Annotated in this window: 13 protein-coding genes; 7 read left to right on the top strand and 6 right to left on the bottom strand. The window is 65.8% G+C overall.

From position 1 onward, the window contains the following. Positions 1 to 84 precede the first annotated feature (84 nt). From ACFVTD_RS15820 to ACFVTD_RS15810, 3 genes are all read left to right on the top strand, one after another. Positions 85 to 2,625, top strand: coding sequence for a DEAD/DEAH box helicase (locus ACFVTD_RS15820; RefSeq protein WP_387564712.1), 2,541 nt, complete (start codon positions 85 to 87; stop codon positions 2,623 to 2,625). Positions 2,626 to 2,687: 62 nt separating this feature from the next. Continuing rightward, the gene (locus tag ACFVTD_RS15815; protein ID WP_387564710.1) at positions 2,688 to 3,194 is read left to right on the top strand and encodes a GNAT family N-acetyltransferase; all 507 of its coding nucleotides are present in this window, start codon (positions 2,688 to 2,690) and stop codon (positions 3,192 to 3,194) included. Between the two features lies 1 nt (position 3,195). Next, positions 3,196 to 4,524 carry an alpha/beta fold hydrolase gene (locus ACFVTD_RS15810; protein ID WP_387564708.1) on the top strand — a complete coding sequence of 443 codons (1,329 nt, stop codon included), beginning with the start codon at positions 3,196 to 3,198 and terminating at the stop codon, positions 4,522 to 4,524. Here ACFVTD_RS15810 and ACFVTD_RS15805 read toward each other — a convergent pair. The 4 genes from ACFVTD_RS15805 to coaE all read right to left on the bottom strand — a co-directional run bounded on the left by ACFVTD_RS15805 (position 4,510) and on the right by coaE (position 10,680). After that, positions 4,510 to 5,922 (bottom strand): MFS transporter, encoded by a 1,413-nt coding sequence (locus ACFVTD_RS15805; RefSeq protein WP_387564706.1) that lies wholly within the window; start codon positions 5,920 to 5,922, stop codon positions 4,510 to 4,512. The two genes, ACFVTD_RS15810 and ACFVTD_RS15805, sit on opposite strands and share 15 nt — an antisense overlap. A 134-nt stretch (positions 5,923 to 6,056) precedes the next feature. Next, complete coding sequence (locus tag ACFVTD_RS15800; RefSeq protein ID WP_387564704.1) at positions 6,057 to 7,085, bottom strand: TerC family protein; 1,029 nt, start codon at positions 7,083 to 7,085, stop codon at positions 6,057 to 6,059. Between the two features lie 187 nt (positions 7,086 to 7,272). After that, a complete protein-coding gene (gene uvrB, locus ACFVTD_RS15795) occupies positions 7,273 to 9,387 on the bottom strand; it encodes an excinuclease ABC subunit UvrB (protein ID WP_387564702.1) in 2,115 nt (704 codons plus the stop codon). 78 nt (positions 9,388 to 9,465) lie between these two features. Beyond that, positions 9,466 to 10,680, bottom strand: coding sequence for a dephospho-CoA kinase (gene coaE / locus ACFVTD_RS15790; protein WP_387564700.1), 1,215 nt, complete (start codon positions 10,678 to 10,680; stop codon positions 9,466 to 9,468). Between the two features lie 57 nt (positions 10,681 to 10,737). Here coaE and ACFVTD_RS15785 point away from each other — a divergent pair, with 57 nt between their 5' ends. Genes ACFVTD_RS15785 through ACFVTD_RS15770 form a run of 4 tightly spaced genes read left to right on the top strand, consistent with a single transcriptional unit; the run spans position 10,738 to position 14,143 of the window. Continuing rightward, entirely contained in the window at positions 10,738 to 11,676 is a 939-nt protein-coding gene (locus tag ACFVTD_RS15785; RefSeq protein WP_387564698.1) for an ABC transporter ATP-binding protein, read from the top strand. Positions 11,677 to 11,678: 2 nt separating this feature from the next. Then, positions 11,679 to 12,959, top strand: coding sequence for an ABC transporter permease (locus tag ACFVTD_RS15780; RefSeq protein ID WP_387564696.1), 1,281 nt, complete (start codon positions 11,679 to 11,681; stop codon positions 12,957 to 12,959). A 10-nt stretch (positions 12,960 to 12,969) separates the two neighbouring features. After that, entirely contained in the window at positions 12,970 to 13,659 is a 690-nt protein-coding gene (locus ACFVTD_RS15775) for an IMPACT family protein (protein ID WP_387564694.1), read from the top strand. Then, positions 13,643 to 14,143, top strand: a complete 501-nt coding sequence (locus tag ACFVTD_RS15770; protein ID WP_387564692.1) for a GNAT family N-acetyltransferase — start codon at positions 13,643 to 13,645, stop codon at positions 14,141 to 14,143. The genes ACFVTD_RS15775 and ACFVTD_RS15770 overlap by 17 nt, the downstream gene beginning before the upstream one ends. A 120-nt stretch (positions 14,144 to 14,263) precedes the next feature. On the opposite strand, the gene rpsA is transcribed toward ACFVTD_RS15770, so the two are convergent. Further along, positions 14,264 to 15,739: a 30S ribosomal protein S1 gene (rpsA, locus tag ACFVTD_RS15765; protein ID WP_255175508.1), complete on the bottom strand. Its 1,476-nt coding sequence runs from the start codon at positions 15,737 to 15,739 to the stop codon at positions 14,264 to 14,266. A 236-nt stretch (positions 15,740 to 15,975) separates the two neighbouring features. After that, positions 15,976 to 17,274, bottom strand: a complete 1,299-nt coding sequence (locus ACFVTD_RS15760; protein ID WP_387564689.1) for a GNAT family N-acetyltransferase — start codon at positions 17,272 to 17,274, stop codon at positions 15,976 to 15,978. Positions 17,275 to 17,294: the final 20 nt, after the last annotated feature.

Below are 17,294 nucleotides of genomic sequence, written 5' to 3'. Positions count from 1 at the left end.
TTCCAACATTCTTAGGGGCAAGGCGAAGCCTAACCCGGACGGGGCGCCCCGTCCGGCCTCCGCGTGGCACTAAGGTTTAAGTCAATGAAACTCGTTGACCAGCTGAGCGATCTGTCCGTCCCCAACGCCGCCGCCGTCGACCCCGACGCCCTTTACAGCCGGTTTGTGGACTGGACCGAATCCCGGGGGCTGTCGCTGTACCCGGCACAGGACGAGGCCATCATGGAGCTGGCAACGGGGGCCAACGTCATCCTGGCCACTCCGACCGGATCCGGTAAGTCACTGGTTGCTATTGCCGCGCACTTCCAGGCCATGGCCCATGACCGGCGAAGCTACTACACCGCCCCCATCAAGGCGCTGGTCTCCGAAAAGTTCTTTGCGCTCTGCGACATCTTCGGCGCGGAGAACGTCGGCATGATCACCGGTGATTCCGGGGTCAACCAGGACGCACCCATCATCTGCTGCACGGCGGAAATCCTTGCCAACATCGCCCTGCGGGAGGGCCCGGCGGCGGAGCTGGGCGCGGTGATCATGGACGAATTCCATTTCTATTCCGACCCCCAGCGCGGCTGGGCCTGGCAGGTACCGCTCCTGGAGCTTCCGCAGGCACAGTTCCTCCTCATGTCCGCCACCCTGGGCGATGTCAGCCGCTTCGAGGAAGGGCTGACGGCGCTCACCGGTCGGGCCACCACTACGGTGAGTTCCGCCGAGCGGCCCATTCCGCTGCATTACTACTACCACCAGACCCCGGTCCACGAGACGCTCGAGGAACTGCTCTCCACCAAGCAGGTGCCGGTCTACGTGGTGCACTTCAGCCAGCTTGAAGCGATCGACCGTGCCCAGAACCTGATGAGCATCAACGTGTGCACCCGGGAGGAAAAGGACAGGATCGCAGAGCTCATTGCCAATTTCCGGTTCGCCGCCGGGTTTGGCAAGACGCTGAACCGGCTGGTGCGCCACGGGATCGGGGTACACCACGCCGGCATGCTGCCCAAGTACCGCCGGTTGGTGGAACAGCTGGCGCAGGCAGGGCTGCTGAAGGTCATCTGCGGCACCGACACGCTGGGGGTGGGCATCAACGTGCCCATCCGGACCGTGCTGCTCACGGCTTTGAGCAAGTACGACGGCGTGCGCACCCGGCTGCTTAACTCCCGTGAGTTCCACCAGATTGCGGGCCGGGCCGGGCGGGCCGGCTATGACACCGCGGGCACCGTCGTGGTGCAGGCCCCCGAGCACGTCATCGAGAACGTCAAGGCCATGGCCAAAGCCACGGCCAAATTCGGTGACGACCAGAAGAAGCTCCGCCAGGTGGTCAAGAGGAAGCCGCCCGAAGGATTTGTCTCCTGGGGCGAACCCACTTTCAACCGGCTGGTGGAATCTGTCCCCGACCCGCTGACGTCAAGCTTCACGGTGACGCACGCCATGCTGATGAACCTGATGGAACGGCCCGGCGACCCCTTCGCCGCGGCCAGGCGGCTGCTCACGGAAAATCACGAGCCGCGTTCCTCCCAGCTGCGGCTCATGAAGAAGGCGCTGGGCATCTACCGGGAACTCCTCGCCGCCGAAGTCATTGAACGGATCCCACCGGAGCAGCAGGGGCCGGACGGCCGCACGGTCCGCCTGACGGTGCACCTGCAGCCCAATTTTGCCCTGAACCAGCCGCTCTCCCCCTTCGCACTTGCCGCACTTGACCTCCTTGACCCGGAGTCGCCGTCGTACGCCCTGGACGTGGTGTCCGTCATCGAGGCGACCCTGGAGAAACCCCGCCAGATCCTCTCCGCCCAGCAAAAGAAGGCCCGCGGCGAGGCGGTGGCGGCCATGAAGGCCGACGGCATCGACTACGACCAGCGGATGGCCATGCTCGAGGACGTCACCTACCCCCAGCCGCTCGCCGAAATCCTCGGCGAGGCATTCGAGGTGTACCGCAAGGCCGCGCCATGGGTGGGCGACTTTGAGCTCGCCCCCAAGGCAGTGGTCCGTGACATGTATGAGCGCGCCATGAACTTTGGCGAATTCGTCCAGTTCTACGGGCTGGCCCGGTCCGAGGGCATCGTGCTGCGGTACCTCGCGGACGCCTTCAAGGCACTCCGCCAGACGGTGCCGCAGGACATGCTGCGGGAGGACCTCGCGGACCTGACCGAATGGCTCGGTGAATTGGTCCGGCAGGTGGACTCCAGCCTCCTCGATGAATGGGAAGAGCTGGCATCCGGTGCCGCCCCAACGCCGCACGACGCGCCGCCGCCCCCGCCGCCGTCGCTCACCTCCAACATCCGCGCGTTCCGGGTGATGGTCCGCAACGAAATGTTCCGCCGTGTGGAACTGTTCGCCGACGAGGACGCCACGGCTTTGGGAGAGCTCGACGGCGCCTCCGGCTGGGGTGCCGAGCGCTGGGAAGATGCGCTGGATGACTACTTCGACGAACACGACGACATCGGGACGGGACCGGACGCGCGAGGCCCCGGATTGCTGATCATCACCGAAGAACGCGGGACCTGGAAGGTGCGCCAAATCTTCGACGACCCTGCCGGCAACCACGACTGGGGCATCTCGGCAGAGGTGGACCTGGCGGACTCCGACACGACCGGAACGGCCGTGGTGAGGGTGACCGACGTGAACCGGCTCTAGCCGGGACGGGCCCGGCGCAAGCCCTGCGGCGGGCTCGCCGGCGCCGGCGGTAAGCTCGGACAATGAGTGTAATCCGCCCCGCAACCCGGCAAGACGTACCCGCCATCCTCCGGATGATCCACGAGCTGGCGCATTACGAGAAGGAACCCGACGCCGTCCGGAACACCCCGGAATTGCTGGAGCAGGCCCTGTTCGGCGGTAACCCCCGCGTCTTTGCCACCATGGCGGAGGACAGCGCAGGCGAGGTGCAGGGTTTTGCCTTGTGGTTCCTGAACTATTCCACGTGGGAGGGCGTGCACGGGATCTACCTGGAAGACCTGTACGTCAGCCCCGACGCCCGCGGCGAAGGGCACGGCAAGGCCCTGCTGCAGCATCTCGCCGCGACCGCCGTTGAGAACGGCTACGCGCGCGTCGAATGGAGCGTGCTGGACTGGAACGAGCCTTCCATCAACTTCTACCGCAGCCTCGGCGCCCGTCCCATGGACGGCTGGTCCACTTTCCGCCTGACAGGCGACGCACTGGACCAGTTCGGCCAGTCAGCCTCCCTTCCCGCGGCTGCCCGTGGCTGACATGCGCAGGACAGCGGCCCCCGCTGCGAAACATGAGGTCAGGGCCAGGCACGAATTCCGCGGGATGCGCACGGTGGAGCATTGTTTCACCGTCCCCCTGGACCATGCCCAGCCCTCTGGCGAGACCATCGCGGTTTTCGCACGCGAGTACGTTTCTGCGGCCCACACCCCGGAGGCCGCAGCACAACTTCCCTGGCTCCTCTATTTGCAGGGCGGCCCGGGCGGGCGCGGCAACCGGTGGGGCTCCCTGGGCGGGTGGAGCAAGGCCGCAGCGCAGGAATTCCGCATCCTGATGCTGGACCAGCGCGGCACCGGGCTCTCCACTCCCCTTGACCGCAACACCCTGCCCGCCCGTGGGACCGCCGCCGAACAAGCAGCGTTCCTGGAGCACTTCCGCGCCGACTCGATCGTGGCGGATGCGGAGTTGATCCGCCACGCCCTTGGGTCGCCCGCCTGGACCGTGTACGGCCAGAGCTATGGCGGCTTCTGCGCCCTGACCTATCTGTCGTTTGCGCCGGAGGGACTGCAGGAGGTGCTGATTACCGGCGGCCTGGCGCCGCTGGCAGGCAGTGCCGATGACGTGTACCGGGCCACGTACCAGCGCGTCGCGGCCCGCAACGATGAGTACTTCGGCTGGTATCCGGAGGACCGGGCCACGGTGGAGAAGATCGCCCACCACCTGCGTTCCACGGCCGAGTTCATGCCCGACGGCAGCCCGCTCACAGTGGGGCGGTTCCAAATGGCGGGCGCTTTCCTGGGCGGGAACACCAGGGTGGACAGCCTGCACTACCTGCTGGAGGACGCCTTCGTGGACACCGCCGGCGGCCCCCGGCTGTCGGACACTTTCCTGGAGCAGCTGCAGGGGGTCGTCTCACGGCGGTCGAACCCGCTGTATGCGCTGATGCACGAGTCCATCTACGGGCAGGACCAGGCCACCAACTGGTCAGCCTGGCGGATGCTCGGTGAGAACCCCTGGTTCAGGCCTGACGCCGAACCGCTGCTCCTGACCGGCGAAATGGTGTACCCGTGGTACTTCGAACAGGACCCCGCCCTCCAGCCATTGCGGGAGGTGGCTGACCTGCTGGCGGCCAAACAGGATTGGAAGCCGCTCTACGACCCCGCGGTGCTGGCGGCCAACACCGTTCCGGCCGCGGCGGCAGTGTACACGGATGACATCTACGTGGACCGGGAGCTCTCCCTGCGGACGGCAGCCGCCGTTAACGGGCTGCAGGTCTGGGAGACAGCTGACTTCCATCATGACGGGATCGCCGACGACGGTGAGCGGATTTTTGCCCGCCTGCTGGGCATGGCGCGCTCAGGCGGGCGCTGACCGCCGGTGTGATGTCCGGGTGACGACGGCGGCTGCCAGGACGGCCGCTCCGATGCTGCCGCCGAGCAGGTTGAGGCCGAGGTAGCCGGCAAAGCCCAGGACCAGTCCGGATACTGCCCCTCCCAGGGCACCTGCGGCGCCCATCAGCATGTCGGAGACGCCCTGCACAGGCACCCGGGCGTCCTGGCCCACGCTTTCGGCGAGCAGGGTGGATCCCCCGATAGTGGCCGCAGACCAGCCCATGCCCAGCAGGACCAGTCCTGCTGCCACTGCGCCGGTCGAGGCCTGGCCGAACCCGGCAACGGCGACGGCGGCGATCAGCAGCATGAAGCCAGCCATGATGGTCTCCAGTCTCCCTGCCCGGTCGGTCAGCCACCCCATGACCGGGGAGAGCGCGAACATTCCTGCGATGTGCAGCGAGATGGTGAAGCCGATGACGACGAGCACGTCCCCCTCGGCGGTGTGGCCGGCATGCGGGCCCGGTCCTTCCACCAGGTGCTGCAGGTGCAGTGGCGTCATGGACATGACGCCCACCATGACGGCGTGCGCCGCGACGACGCCGGTGACAGCAAGGAGCGCCATCCGGGAACTGCGGATGGCCCGCAGTCCACGGTCCAGTGAGCCCCGCGGGACCGCTGCGGTGGGCGTGGTCCCGGCGGGAGTCGCGCCTTGCCGTGGGGCACCCTCCGGGGAGGTGGCGGCGGGAGCAGCCGTGGTCAGCGTGCCACCTCCCTGTTGCGCCGTGGCGGCGTCATGGGTCGCGGCAATCCGGCGTGCCAGCAGCAGCGGGTCAGGACGAAGACCGGCGAACAGCAGTCCGACGGCGATGAGGAGCCCGGCCCCTGAGATCACGAACGGTCCCGCGATGGGCGGCAGCCCCAGCGCAGTTCCCACCGCCGTACCCGGCTGGATGAGGTTGGGGCCGGCCACGGCACCGACTGTTACCGCCCAGACCACGGTGGACAAGGCCCGCCCGCGGTGCTCGGGGGCAGCGAGGTCCACCGCGGCAAACCGAGCTTGAAGTGTCGCCGCCGTACCGATGCCGATGCCTGCAGAGCCCAGGACCAGCAGGACGAAAAGCCCGGTGACGACGGCAAGGACCATGAGGACCGCCCCTGCCAGGGCCGCCGAAAGGCCGGCAACCTGGCCTGCCCGGCGCCCACGCCGTTCCGCCAGCGCTGCCAACGGCAGGGCTGCGGCCGCCGCCCCAAGGGTCATCACCGTGGCCACGGAGCCCGCCCAGGCAGTGGACCCGGAAAGCTCCACGGCCAGGATGGAACCAATGGACACGGTCGATCCCGTCCCGAGTCCACCGAACACCTGGGCCACGCTCAAGAGCAAAACGGTACGCCGCTGCACCCGGCGCGCGCCCTGATCCATCACAAGAGTGCGGGCCATGTTCTGAGCATAGTCCCGCGCCGTCGCGACACACAGGGGTGTGGAACCCATCCGTGCTGCGGAGGCTTAAAAAGGTAATCCCGGCCGCTGATGCGGCCCGGATTACCGGAGGGAAATGCGCTTGGGCGGCCCGCCTACTCGGCGTCGCTGTGGCTCTTCCGGGCGTCCTCTTCGAGGCGCGGATCGATCTTGGCAGCCTGGGCCTTGGAGCTGAGCAGGCTGGCGATGACGGCGACGATGATGGTGCCCACAATCACGGCAAGTGAGACGAAGGTGGGGATTTCGGGTGCCCACTCGATGTGGTGTCCGCCATTGATGAAGGGAAGCTCATTGACGTGCATGGCGTGCAGGACAAGTTTGACGCCGATGAACGCCAGGATGAAGGACAGGGCGTGCTTGAGGTAAATGAGCCGGTTCATCAGGCCACCCAGCAGGAAGTACAACTGCCGCAGGCCCATCAGGGCGAACAGGTTGGCAGTGAAGACGATGAAGGGACTCTGGGTCAGGCCGAAGATCGCGGGAATGGAGTCGACTGCGAACAGCAGGTCCGTGAGGCCGATGGTGATGAAGACGATCACCATCGGGGTGAAGACCTTCTTGCCGTTGACCACGGTACGCAGCTTGCCGCCGTCGAACTTCTCCGACATCGGGATGACCTTGCGGATCTTGGCAATCAGCGGGTTCTCGCGGTCCTCTTCCTCTTCGCCCTCGTCCTGGGCCTGCTTCCAGGCCGTCCACAGCAGGAACGCGCCGAAGATGTAGAACACCCAGCTGAACTGTTCGATGACGATGGCGCCCAGCATGATGAAGATGCCGCGCAGGATGAGCGCAATGATGATGCCCACCATCAAGACTTCCTGCTGGTACTTCCGCGGCACGGAGAACCTGGCCATGATGATGATGAAGACGAACAGGTTGTCGATGCTGAGGCTGTACTCGGTTACCCAGCCTGCGACGAACTGGCTGCCGAATTCGGGCCCGGTGAATGCGAACATGGCACCGGCGAATGCCAGGGCAAGGGTGACATAGAAGGTTACCCACAGGCCAGCTTCCTTCATGGATGGTTCGTGCGGCCGCCGCACCACCAGGAGAAGGTCAACCAGGAGAATCAGGCCAAGGACGGCAAATGAGCCAACCTCGAACCACAAGGGCAAATCGAGCACGGGAAAGCCTTTCGCAGGGTACACAAAATGGTGTAAGTCTCTCCGGCCGGCCTGTGCACTTCGTGCTGAGATGGCGGCCCGCTACGCCCGGCAGGGCAGCTGTGCCCTGCGTGTTGACGATCGTAGCGCTTGGGATACTCCCCTACGTGCTTTAACTGTACCCCAGCCGGATACCCGGCCGGGGACGTCAGGCGTGCCCCGCCGCCTGCATCTGGCGCAGCTCCTTCTTCAGTTCGCTGACCTCGTCACGGATCCGTGCCGCCACCTCGAACTGCAGCTCCGCCGCGGCTCCATGCATTTGTTCGGTGAGCTGCCCGATCAGGCCCACCAGGTCCTCGGCCGGCGCGGCCGCCAGCCCGTCGGAACGGACCTGCGCCGCGCCCTTCTTGGCCCCGGCCTTGTTGGCCCCCGTGATCCCGCGCTTGCCCTTGCCGTAGTCGAAGCTGCCCAGCAGCGCGTCGGTATCGGCGTCCTCCTTGGCCAACTGGTCCGTGATGTCCGCGATCTTCTTCCGCAGCGGCTGGGGATCGACCCCATGTTCGGTGTTGTAGGCCACCTGGATGGCGCGGCGCCGGTTGGTTTCGTCGATGGCGTTGGCCATGGAGTCGGTGATCCGGTCCGCATACATGTGCACCTGGCCGGAGACGTTTCGGGCGGCGCGTCCGATGGTCTGGATCAGCGAGGTGGAGGAACGCAGGAAGCCTTCTTTGTCCGCATCCAGGATGCTAACCAGGGACACCTCGGGCAGATCAAGGCCCTCACGGAGGAGGTTAATGCCTACCAGGACGTCGAAGGACCCCAGCCGCAGTTCACGCAGGAGCTCCACGCGCCGCAGTGTGTCGACGTCGGAGTGCAGGTATTCGACTTTCACGCCGTGGCCCAGCAGGTAGTCGGTGAGGTCCTCCGCCATGCGTTTGGTCAGCGTGGTCACCAGGACGCGCTCGTCCTTCTCCACCCGGGTCTTGATCTCGCCCAGCAGGTCATCGATCTGGCCCTTGGTGGGCTTGACCACCACCTCGGGATCCACCAGGCCGGTGGGCCGGATGATCTGCTGGACGAAGCCGTCCGCTTTGCCCAGCTCATACTTGCCGGGGGTTGCCGAGAGGTAGACGGTCTGGCCCACGCGTTCCAGGAACTCGTCCCACTTCAGCGGCCGGTTGTCCATGGCGGACGGCAGCCGGAAGCCGAAGTCCACCAGGTTCCGCTTGCGGGACATGTCTCCTTCGTACATGGCGCCGATCTGGGGAATGGTCACGTGGGACTCGTCCACCACCAGCAGGAAGTCATCCGGGAAGTAGTCGAGCAGGCAGTGCGGCGCGGTGCCGGGACCGCGGCCGTCAATGTGCGCCGAGTAGTTCTCGATGCCGTTGCAGAAACCCATCTGCTGCATCATTTCGAGGTCGTACGTGGTGCGCATCCGCAGCCGCTGCGCCTCGACGAGCTTGTTTTGGCTTTCCAGCACCTTGAGCCGGTCGGCCAGTTCGTCCTCGATCCGCTTGATGGCACGCGCCATCCGCTCCGGGCCGGCCACATAGTGGGAGGCCGGGAAGACGTACATCTCTTCCTCGTCGCGGATGACCTCGCCTGTGAGCGGGTGGAGGGTGTGGATGCTCTCGATTTCGTCGCCGAAGAACTCGATCCTGATGGCCAGTTCCTCGTACATGGGAATGATTTCCACGGTGTCACCGCGCACGCGGAAGGTGCCGCGGTGGAAGTCCATGTCGTTGCGGGCGTACTGCATGGAGACGAACTTGCGGAGGAGGTCGTCCCGGTTCATCTCGGCGCCGCGGCGTAGGGTAACCATCCCGGAAATGTATTCCTCAGGGGTTCCCAGGCCGTAGATGCAGGACACCGTGGCCACCACGATCACGTCACGGCGCGTCAGCAGCGCGTTGGTGGCGGAGTGGCGGAGCCGTTCCACTTCCTCGTTGATGGAGGAATCCTTCTCGATAAAGGTGTCCGTCTGCGCCACGTACGCTTCGGGCTGGTAGTAGTCGTAGTAGGAAACGAAGTACTCCACGGCGTTGTTGGGCAGCAGTTCACGAAACTCGTTGGCGAGCTGCGCCGCAAGGGTCTTGTTCTGCACCATGACCAGGGTGGGCCGCTGCACCTGCTCAATAAGCCAGGCGGTGGTGGCGCTTTTGCCGGTGCCGGTGGCACCCAGCAGCACAACGTCCTTCTCGCCGTTGTTGATGCGCTCGGTCAGCTCCGCGATGGCGGCCGGCTGGTCGCCCGCGGGCTTGAACTCGCTGATCACTTCGAAGGGCGCTACAACACGGTTGATCTCCTGCGCAAGGCTCATGAATCTAATTTACCGCCGGGCACCGACATGGAACGGTCCCGTCCGTTACCGGCGAACATCACCCGGGCCTGGAGCGGGTCAGGGGCCGTACGACGGCGGTTCCCACCCGGTTGCCTCGGCCCATGCGGCCATCAGTGGCCACGCGACGTCCGTGAACCACGGTTCCTTCGCCTCCGCGTACGACCTGGTGGTGCCCGAACCGGCGTGCGCCGCCGCAAGCTCCGCCTTGTGGGCTTCATAGAGGTTCCGCGCTGAGGCATCGACCCGCAGCCAATCGCGGAACATGAGCGCGTACCGCCATCCGGCCGAACCGGCCGCCCGGACATGGACGTTGACGGCGCGGCAGGGGTCCGCGTTGGCGTGGAACCGCTTTAGCCACCCAGTAGGGTCGGGGGCGTTGGGTTTGGGTGTGTCCGCCTCGACGTCCCGTACCGCCGGAAAGCCCGCGGCGGACAGCAGCGGTGCGATCTCAGCCGCGGCGGCAAGGTCCGGCACGGCCACCTGCAGGTCAATAACGTCCTTGGCGGACAGGCCGGGAACGGCGGTGGATCCGACGTGGTCCACCGCCAAAATCTGCTCCGGGGCGGCGGCCGCCAGCCGGGCCGCAATCCGGGCCGCCTGCTGTGCCCAGTCAGCCCGGTGCGGTTCCAGGACCGGGCCGCCGTTCCGGGGGGCACGCTGGCCAGCGGCCAGGTTGTGGGCGAAGGGAACCAACCGCCCGTCCCAGAGCCGGTCCACCTGGTCCAGCAGATGCTGCAGTGTACTGGAATTGTCCAAGACGACGTCGGCAGCGGCCAGCCGGTCAGCGCGCGTGGCCTGGGCGTCCATCCGGGCGCGCGCGGCTTCGGCGGTCATTCCCCGGTGCTCAAGCATGCGCTGCAATCGCACGTCGTCCGGTGCATCGACGACAACCACCAGATGGAAGCTGCTGCCCTGCCCGGTCTCCACCAGGAGGGGAATGTCCTGGACCACCACGGCGTCACCGGGCGCCGCGGCCGTGATGGCGGCGGCGCGGGCGCGCACCAGCGGATGGACGATGGCGTTCAACGCGGCGAGGCGCCCTGGATTGCCGAAGACCGCCGCGCCGAGACGGGCGCGGTCAAGCCGGCCGTCGTCGTCGAGCATTCCTGCACCGAACTCCTCCGCGATGCGCTGCAGCCCGTCGGTCCCGGGCTCCACAACCTCCTTGGCCAGCGCATCCGCGTCAACCAGCACGGCGCCGCGCTCCAACAGGTGCGCGGCCACTACCGACTTCCCCGAGGCGATCCCGCCCGTCAACCCGATTTTCAGCACACCCCTACCCTACTTATCCGCGGCTGCATCCGGCGCCAATGCGGATAGGCTGAAGGCATGACTGCAGGGGGTGCGGCCGTAGAGCCGCTGGTTCATATCGAGGCTTTCCGGATGGATTTCGGTGACACTACCGTGATCCGGGACCTGTCCTTCGACGTCCAGGCAGGTGAGACCTTCGGTTTCCTCGGCAGCAACGGGTCGGGCAAGACCACCACCCTCCGCGCCCTCCTGGGCATCTACCAGCCGACGTCCGGCGTCCTGCACATCGAAGGAAGGCCCTTCGAGCCCGGCGACGGGGCCCGGCTGGGGTACCTTCCGGAAGAGCGGGGGCTCTACAAGAAGGAATCCGTCCTGGATGTCATGGTGTACTTCGGCCGGCTCAAGGGACTCAGCAAGTCACAGGCCCGCACGTGGTCGCTGGCCTACCTGGAGCGGGTCGAGCTGGCGGACAAGGCAACCATCAATCTGGACAAACTCTCCTCCGGCCAGCAGCAGAAGGTCCAGCTCGGCGTCACCATCATGAACGACCCCGAACTCCTGATCCTGGACGAGCCGACCAAGGGTTTCGACCCGGTGAACCGCCGCCTGCTGATGGACATCATCGAGGAACACAAGCGCGGCGGGGCAACAGTGATCATGGTCACCCACCAGATGGAGGAAGTGGAGCGCCTATGCGACCGGGTGGTCCTGCTCAAGGACGGCACCTCCCGCGCTTACGGGACGGTAGCCGACGTCCAGGATCAATTTGGTGGCACGGTCTACCGTCTGACCTATGCGGGAGACCAGGTCCTGCCCGCCTCACCGCTGTACGACGTCGTCCGGCAAGGAGGCGGCCAGGCTGAACTCGCCCCGCGTCCCGGCGGCGATGAAGCGGCAATCCTGCGCGGGCTGGTTGCCGCAGGTCTGCCTGTCACCGGTTTCACCACCTCCAGGGTCTCCCTCGAGGAGATCTTCATCCAGGTGTACGGCGAACAGCACGCGGCGGCAGGGGTTTGACCATGACGACGGCACCGGCCAGGAAATCTTCCCGCAGCCGCCACAACCTTGGCACCGTGGTGGGCTTCGAGTTTGTCCGCACCACCAAAAAGCCCCGGTTCTGGATCGCCACCTTGGCCATTCCAGTGGTTATGGCCATCATCTTCGGGCTGATCTTCATCAGCAACAGCTCCACGAGCGCCTCCGCCGATGCGCAGAAGAACGCAGCCCTGGAATTCAGCTACACGGACAGGTCGGGAATCATCCCGGACCAGGTTGCCGCCGCGATGGGCGGCACCAGGGTGGACAGCTCCCCCGATGGGGCCCGTGAGGTGAAAGAGGGGCACATCGACGCCTTTTTCGCTTTCCCGGCCAACCCCGCCACGGAGGCAGTGAAGGTTTATGGCTCTGACAAGGGCGTGTTCGACAACGGCAAGTACGAGGCCGTCGCCAGGCAACTCCTGGCGACGTCAGCCCAGGCAAGGATCGGTTCGGCAGACCTCACGGCCGCCGCCGGAGGCAACATCAAGGTGGACACCGAAACCTACCGCGACGGTCAGGTGGCAGGCGGGTTTGGCGCCGCGATACCATCCCTGATGTTCCTGGTGCTCTTCTACATCACGATCATCCTGCTCTCCAACCAGATGCTGAACAGCACCCTGGAGGAGAAGGAGAACCGGGTCACGGAGATGATCCTCACGACGCTCAATCCCACCACCCTGATCGTGGGCAAGATCTTATCACTGCTGTTGGTTGGCCTGGTGCAGATTTCCGTGTTCCTGGCCCCAATCGTGATTGGGTATGCCTTCTTCCGCGACAAGCTCTCCCTTCCGGACATCGACCTCAGGGACGTCGTCTTCGAACCGGGACCGCTGCTGGTGGGCGCCCTGCTCCTGATGGGCGGGTTCACGCTGTTTACTGCCGTGCTGGGCGCGATCGGTGCGGTGATGCCGAACGCCAAGGAGGCCGGGGTCATCTTCGGTCCGCTGATGGCCCTCATTTTTGTGCCCTTCTATGCCATCAGCCTCATCCTCAGCGACCCGCACTCCCCCATCGTCCAGGTGTTCACGTATTTTCCCTTGTCGGCCCCGGTAACGGCGATGCTGCGTAACGGCTTCGGCACGCTCAGCCCGATTGAATCAGTAATCATCATTGCGGAGCTCTTCATCGTCGGCATCGTGGTCCTCCGCCTGGCCATCCATTTGTTCCGCTATGGCTCCATCCAGTACACGGGGAAGCTGTCCATCATGAGTACCTTCCAGCGCCGTTCCGGCCAGGCGCAAGACCGGCCGGCGCCCCACTAGACTGGGCCGGATGCAGGAGCAGGAAAGCCGGGCCACCGCCTACACCACACTTTCAGCAGGCGGGGACTTCCGGCATGAGCTGGAGGTCAAACGCTCCAGGTTCATAACGGTTCTCCGGAGGGCCGCCAGCGAAGACGCTGCCCGTGACCTGGTGGCAGGCCTCCGCCGCGAGTTCCACGATGCCCGGCACCACTGCTCCGCGTTCATCATCGGTCCGGACCGTACCGTCCAACGCTCCAGTGACGACGGCGAACCTGCCGGGACGGCCGGCATCCCCATGCTCGAAGCGCTGTTGAAAAGGGAAACCGCGCCCGGGGTGACTGACCTCAGCGACGTCGGTGCCGTCGTCGTGCGCTACTTTGGCGGAGTGCTCCTCGGCGCGGGCGGCCTGGTCCGGGCGTATTCCGAGTCAGTCTCGGCAGCCCTGGACGTGGCGCCCCTGGTCCGCCGCAGCAGGCGGCGGATTTGTTCCACGGCCGTGCAGCATGCCGTGGCCGGGCGGCTCGAGAACGACCTGCGCGCCGCAGGCATGGTGATGGCGGACACCAGCTACCAGGACCGGTGCACGGTGCTGCGGATTGCCGTGCCAGACGACGCCGCCGCCATTGCTGCCGCTTCCGAACGCCTGCTGCAGCTGACGGGCGGATCCGCCACGCTCAGTCCCGAAGGAACGGAATGGATCGATGAGCCCTACGACTGATGTGGCACTGGCGGACGTCGACGAAGCGATGGCGGACCGGCTGCTCCAATTGGCAAAGGGCGACGCCTCCCCCGACGAAGTGGCGCCCCCGCTGGGCGGTCCCGGCTGGAACCTTGAACGGACCGCCTGGTTCTACGGATACCACCGGGCCGCGGCCGGTGGGCTGGACGGACCAGCGGCAGAGAAGTCCTGGGCCGTGTTCACAGGACCCCACATTGCCGGCTCCGTGCGGCTCAAGCGCGAACCCGGCGCCGGGCTCCCTTCAGCGGAGACCGGTATCTGGCTTGGCCGCAGTTTCCGGTCCCAGGGAATCGGTGGCGCAGCCCTGGAGCTGGTCCTGGCAGAGGCCCGCCGGGCTGGGCTGCAGCGCGTCACGGCACGAACCCTGGCCGGGAACCACGGCGCCCAGCGGCTGCTCACCGCAGCCGGCGCCGCACTGACGCACGACGGCGACGGCACGGTGCACGCCGTCATCGATCTTTAGCCCCCGGGACATCGGAACGCGCCCACAGGGGACGGCGTGGCGGTCACCGCTTAAAGCACAGCGGGCCCCCGCTTTCGCGGGGGCCCGCTGCTTGGCCCGGGAAGTCCGGACCGGCGGCAATTAGTTGCCGGTCAGCTTCTCACGCAGGGCAGCAAGTGCCTCATCCGAAGCCAGGGTGCCGGCACCGGAATCGGTGGCAGCAGGCTCGGAGGAGTAGCTGGTGGCGCCGGAATCGCTGTCACCGGACGTTGCAGCTGCAGCGTCGTCGGCAGCGTGCTGGGCAACCTGCTTCTTGTGTGCTTCCCAACGGGTCTGGGCGTCAGCGTACTGCTGCTCCCAGGCTGCACGCTGGTTCTCGTAGCCCTCGAGCCATTCGTTGGACTCGGGGTCGAAGCCCTCGGGGTACTTGTAGTTGCCCTCTTCGTCGTACTCTGCGGCCATGCCGTACAGGGCGGGATCGAATTCGGTGCTGTCGGCGTCGACGCCCTCGTTGGCCTGCTTGAGGGACAGCGAGATGCGGCGGCGCTCGAGGTCGATGTCGATGACCTTGACGAACAGTTCGTCGCCAACGGAAACAACCTGCTCGGCAAGCTCAACGTGGCGGACAGCGAGCTCGGAGATGTGGACCAGGCCTTCGATGCCGTCTTCGACGCGGACGAACGCACCGAACGGAACCAGCTTGGTGACCTTACCCGGAACAACCTGGCCGAGGGCGTGGGTGCGGGCGAAGGTCTGCCACGGGTCTTCCTGCGTAGCCTTGAGCGACAGGGAGACGCGCTCGCGGTCCAGGTCGACCTCGAGGACCTCGACGGTGACTTCCTGGCCAACTTCGACAACCTCGGACGGGTGGTCGATGTGCTTCCAGGACAGCTCGGAAACGTGGACGAGGCCGTCTACGCCGCCCAGGTCCACGAAGGCACCGAAGTTGACGATGGAGGAAACGACGCCGGGACGGACCTGGCCCTTTTCCAGCTTGTTGAGGAACGTGGAGCGGACCTCGGACTGGGTCTGCTCGAGCCATGCACGGCGGGACAGGACCACGTTGTTGCGGTTCTTGTCCAGCTCGATGATCTTGGCTTCGATCTGCTGGCCGATGTACGGAGCAAGGTCGCGCACACGGCGCATCTCGACGAGGGATGCGGGCAGGAAGCCGCGCAGGCCGATGTCGAGGATAAGACCACCCTTGACAACCTCGATGACGGTACCGGTGACGACACCGTCTTCTTCCTTGACCTTCTCGATGTCGCCCCAGGCACGCTCGTACTGAGCACGCTTCTTGGAGAGGATCAGACGGCCTTCTTTGTCTTCCTTGGTGAGCACCAGGGCTTCGACCTGATCGCCGACGGAGACAACGTCCCCGGGATCAACGTCGTGCTTGATGGACAACTCGCGGGAGGGGATGACACCTTCGGTCTTGTAACCGATGTCGAGCAGGACTTCATCGCGGTCGACCTTGACGACGGTACCTTCGACGAGGTCTCCGTCGTTGAAGTACTTGATGGTGGCGTCGACAGCTGCGAGGAAGTCCTCAGCGGTACCGATGTCGTTGATCGCGACGACGGGGGTACCGGGCTTCTCGGTGGAGGTGATGGTCATGTAGTAGGGGCTCCGTTGTGGATAGTTAGTCGGTCAGGCAAACCGGCGCGCCCGCGTTATGGAACGCAGGCGCGATTCTCGGTGAATCCGATGGATTCCCCGGGTCATCCTGATTTGTGGATTGCTTTCAATGCGGTCCTTGGCGGACTGCAAGCGCGTGCACGTGGTACACGCCCGTTTATTCTAGTCGCTGCGGGCAACGGGGGTCAAAGCGGGTGGCAGCTGCGCCGCCCCGCCTAGAAGTGGGTGAGGCAGTGCGTGGCCCGTTCCACCGCGAACATCTGCCGCGCCCGGAACGCAGCCCCCGGCGACGCCTCGACAATGGTGCCGGCCGCTTTGAGGGTCACGGGGCAAACCCCGCCGAGATAGATGGAGGACAGGGCCGAGACATCCAGGGCAAGGTCCGCGGGCGCACCGTCCGGCAGGAGTTCGACGGCGGCACGGCCGGCTTTGGCCTCCAGGGCGAACGTTCCGCGCGTGAAGCCCAGCGGGTCGGCGACCTCGAACACCAGCCGGCCATCGGCCGGGTAGTGGCGTGCCTCCAGGGCTTTCCGGACATCGAGGATCCGGAGCCAGAGCATGTCCCGGGGCTCGGAGGCTTCAACGCAGCGGGAGTCCTCGAGCGCCCATGGCAGTGGATCATCGACCATCGCCTCTTCCCACGTCACGCTTTCGACCAGGTCGATGGCGCCAAGGTACTGCCAGAGCTCCAGGTAAGCATGGTCGGTGGCCGCCACCAGGTCCACCACCTCCATGGTGAACGGCCGGGAGTCCCAGCCGGCGAACTTATACGAGACGTAGCCATCGACTGCACCATCGGGCCCGTAGTGCAGCGCAACTTTGACCTTGGGATCCTCGTCCTCAGCCCGGCTGATGGATCCGGACGCGAGCTGGCGGTAGAACTCGTGCCGCCCGATCGAACCGGGCGTGAGGCGGTGCAGCTGCTCGAAGACCTTCGGCGCCAGGTCGAGGAGGACCTTGGGATCGGCCACCTCCACCCGGCCCGTGGCATTGTGGTTGAGGACAAAGCGGCGGCTGGTGTCTACCTTGATGGACTGCTCCCGGGTGGCTACCCCGAACCCGAACCGGCTGTAAATCGAGGCCTCCGACGCGGTTAATGCCGCCATCGCCAGCCCCTCCCGGCGGGCCAGGTCCAGCTCCTCTGCCATCATCCGGCGCAGCAGTCCCCTCCGGCGGTGTGACGTCCGGACCGTCACGGCGGTGACGAGGCGGGTCTCGAGCATCCGGCCGAAGCCGATGTTCATCGTCTTGTCAAAGGTACCGAAGGTGGCCACCGGGACGTTGGCTGCCAGGGCGTGGTCGGCCACTGGCCCAACCTGGTACGCCCCGGTCATCACCCGCCCGTCCGCGCGCTGCATTCCGATGCCCCGGTCCACCCGTTCGTCGCTGCGGCGCGCGTCATGGAACCCGAAGGCGACGGCCCGCATCCAGTCGACGGTCTGCGGGTAGGCAGGATCTTCCTTGGCAGCCGGCTCAAAGCGCCGGATTTCATAGTTTCCACTCAGATCACCCATTTGTCCGAGCCTAGTTGTGA

The organism is Pseudarthrobacter sp. NPDC058119 (assembly GCF_042884655.1).
Taxonomy (GTDB): Bacteria; Actinomycetota; Actinomycetes; order Actinomycetales; family Micrococcaceae; genus Arthrobacter.
Note: the sequence above shows the minus strand (reverse complement) of the source record. Positions and strands in the feature narration are given on the sequence as shown.

Excerpts from the sequence above, each read along its gene's own strand:
- ACFVTD_RS15820 (WP_387564712.1), top strand. The coding sequence starts at position 85 with ATGAAACTCGTTGACCAGCTGAGCGATCTGTCCGTCCCCAACGCCGCC.
- ACFVTD_RS15775 (WP_387564694.1), top strand. The coding sequence starts at position 12,970 with ATGCAGGAGCAGGAAAGCCGGGCCACCGCCTACACCACACTTTCAGCA.
- ACFVTD_RS15810 (WP_387564708.1), top strand. The coding sequence starts at position 3,196 with ATGCGCAGGACAGCGGCCCCCGCTGCGAAACATGAGGTCAGGGCCAGG.
- rpsA (WP_255175508.1), bottom strand. The coding sequence starts at position 15,739 with ATGACCATCACCTCCACCGAGAAGCCCGGTACCCCCGTCGTCGCGATC.
- ACFVTD_RS15760 (WP_387564689.1), bottom strand. The coding sequence starts at position 17,274 with ATGGGTGATCTGAGTGGAAACTATGAAATCCGGCGCTTTGAGCCGGCT.
- uvrB (WP_387564702.1), bottom strand. The coding sequence starts at position 9,387 with ATGAGCCTTGCGCAGGAGATCAACCGTGTTGTAGCGCCCTTCGAAGTG.
- ACFVTD_RS15805 (WP_387564706.1), bottom strand. The coding sequence starts at position 5,922 with ATGGCCCGCACTCTTGTGATGGATCAGGGCGCGCGCCGGGTGCAGCGG.
- ACFVTD_RS15780 (WP_387564696.1), top strand. The coding sequence starts at position 11,679 with ATGACGACGGCACCGGCCAGGAAATCTTCCCGCAGCCGCCACAACCTT.
- ACFVTD_RS15815 (WP_387564710.1), top strand. The coding sequence starts at position 2,688 with ATGAGTGTAATCCGCCCCGCAACCCGGCAAGACGTACCCGCCATCCTC.
- ACFVTD_RS15770 (WP_387564692.1), top strand. The coding sequence starts at position 13,643 with ATGAGCCCTACGACTGATGTGGCACTGGCGGACGTCGACGAAGCGATG.
- ACFVTD_RS15785 (WP_387564698.1), top strand. The coding sequence starts at position 10,738 with ATGACTGCAGGGGGTGCGGCCGTAGAGCCGCTGGTTCATATCGAGGCT.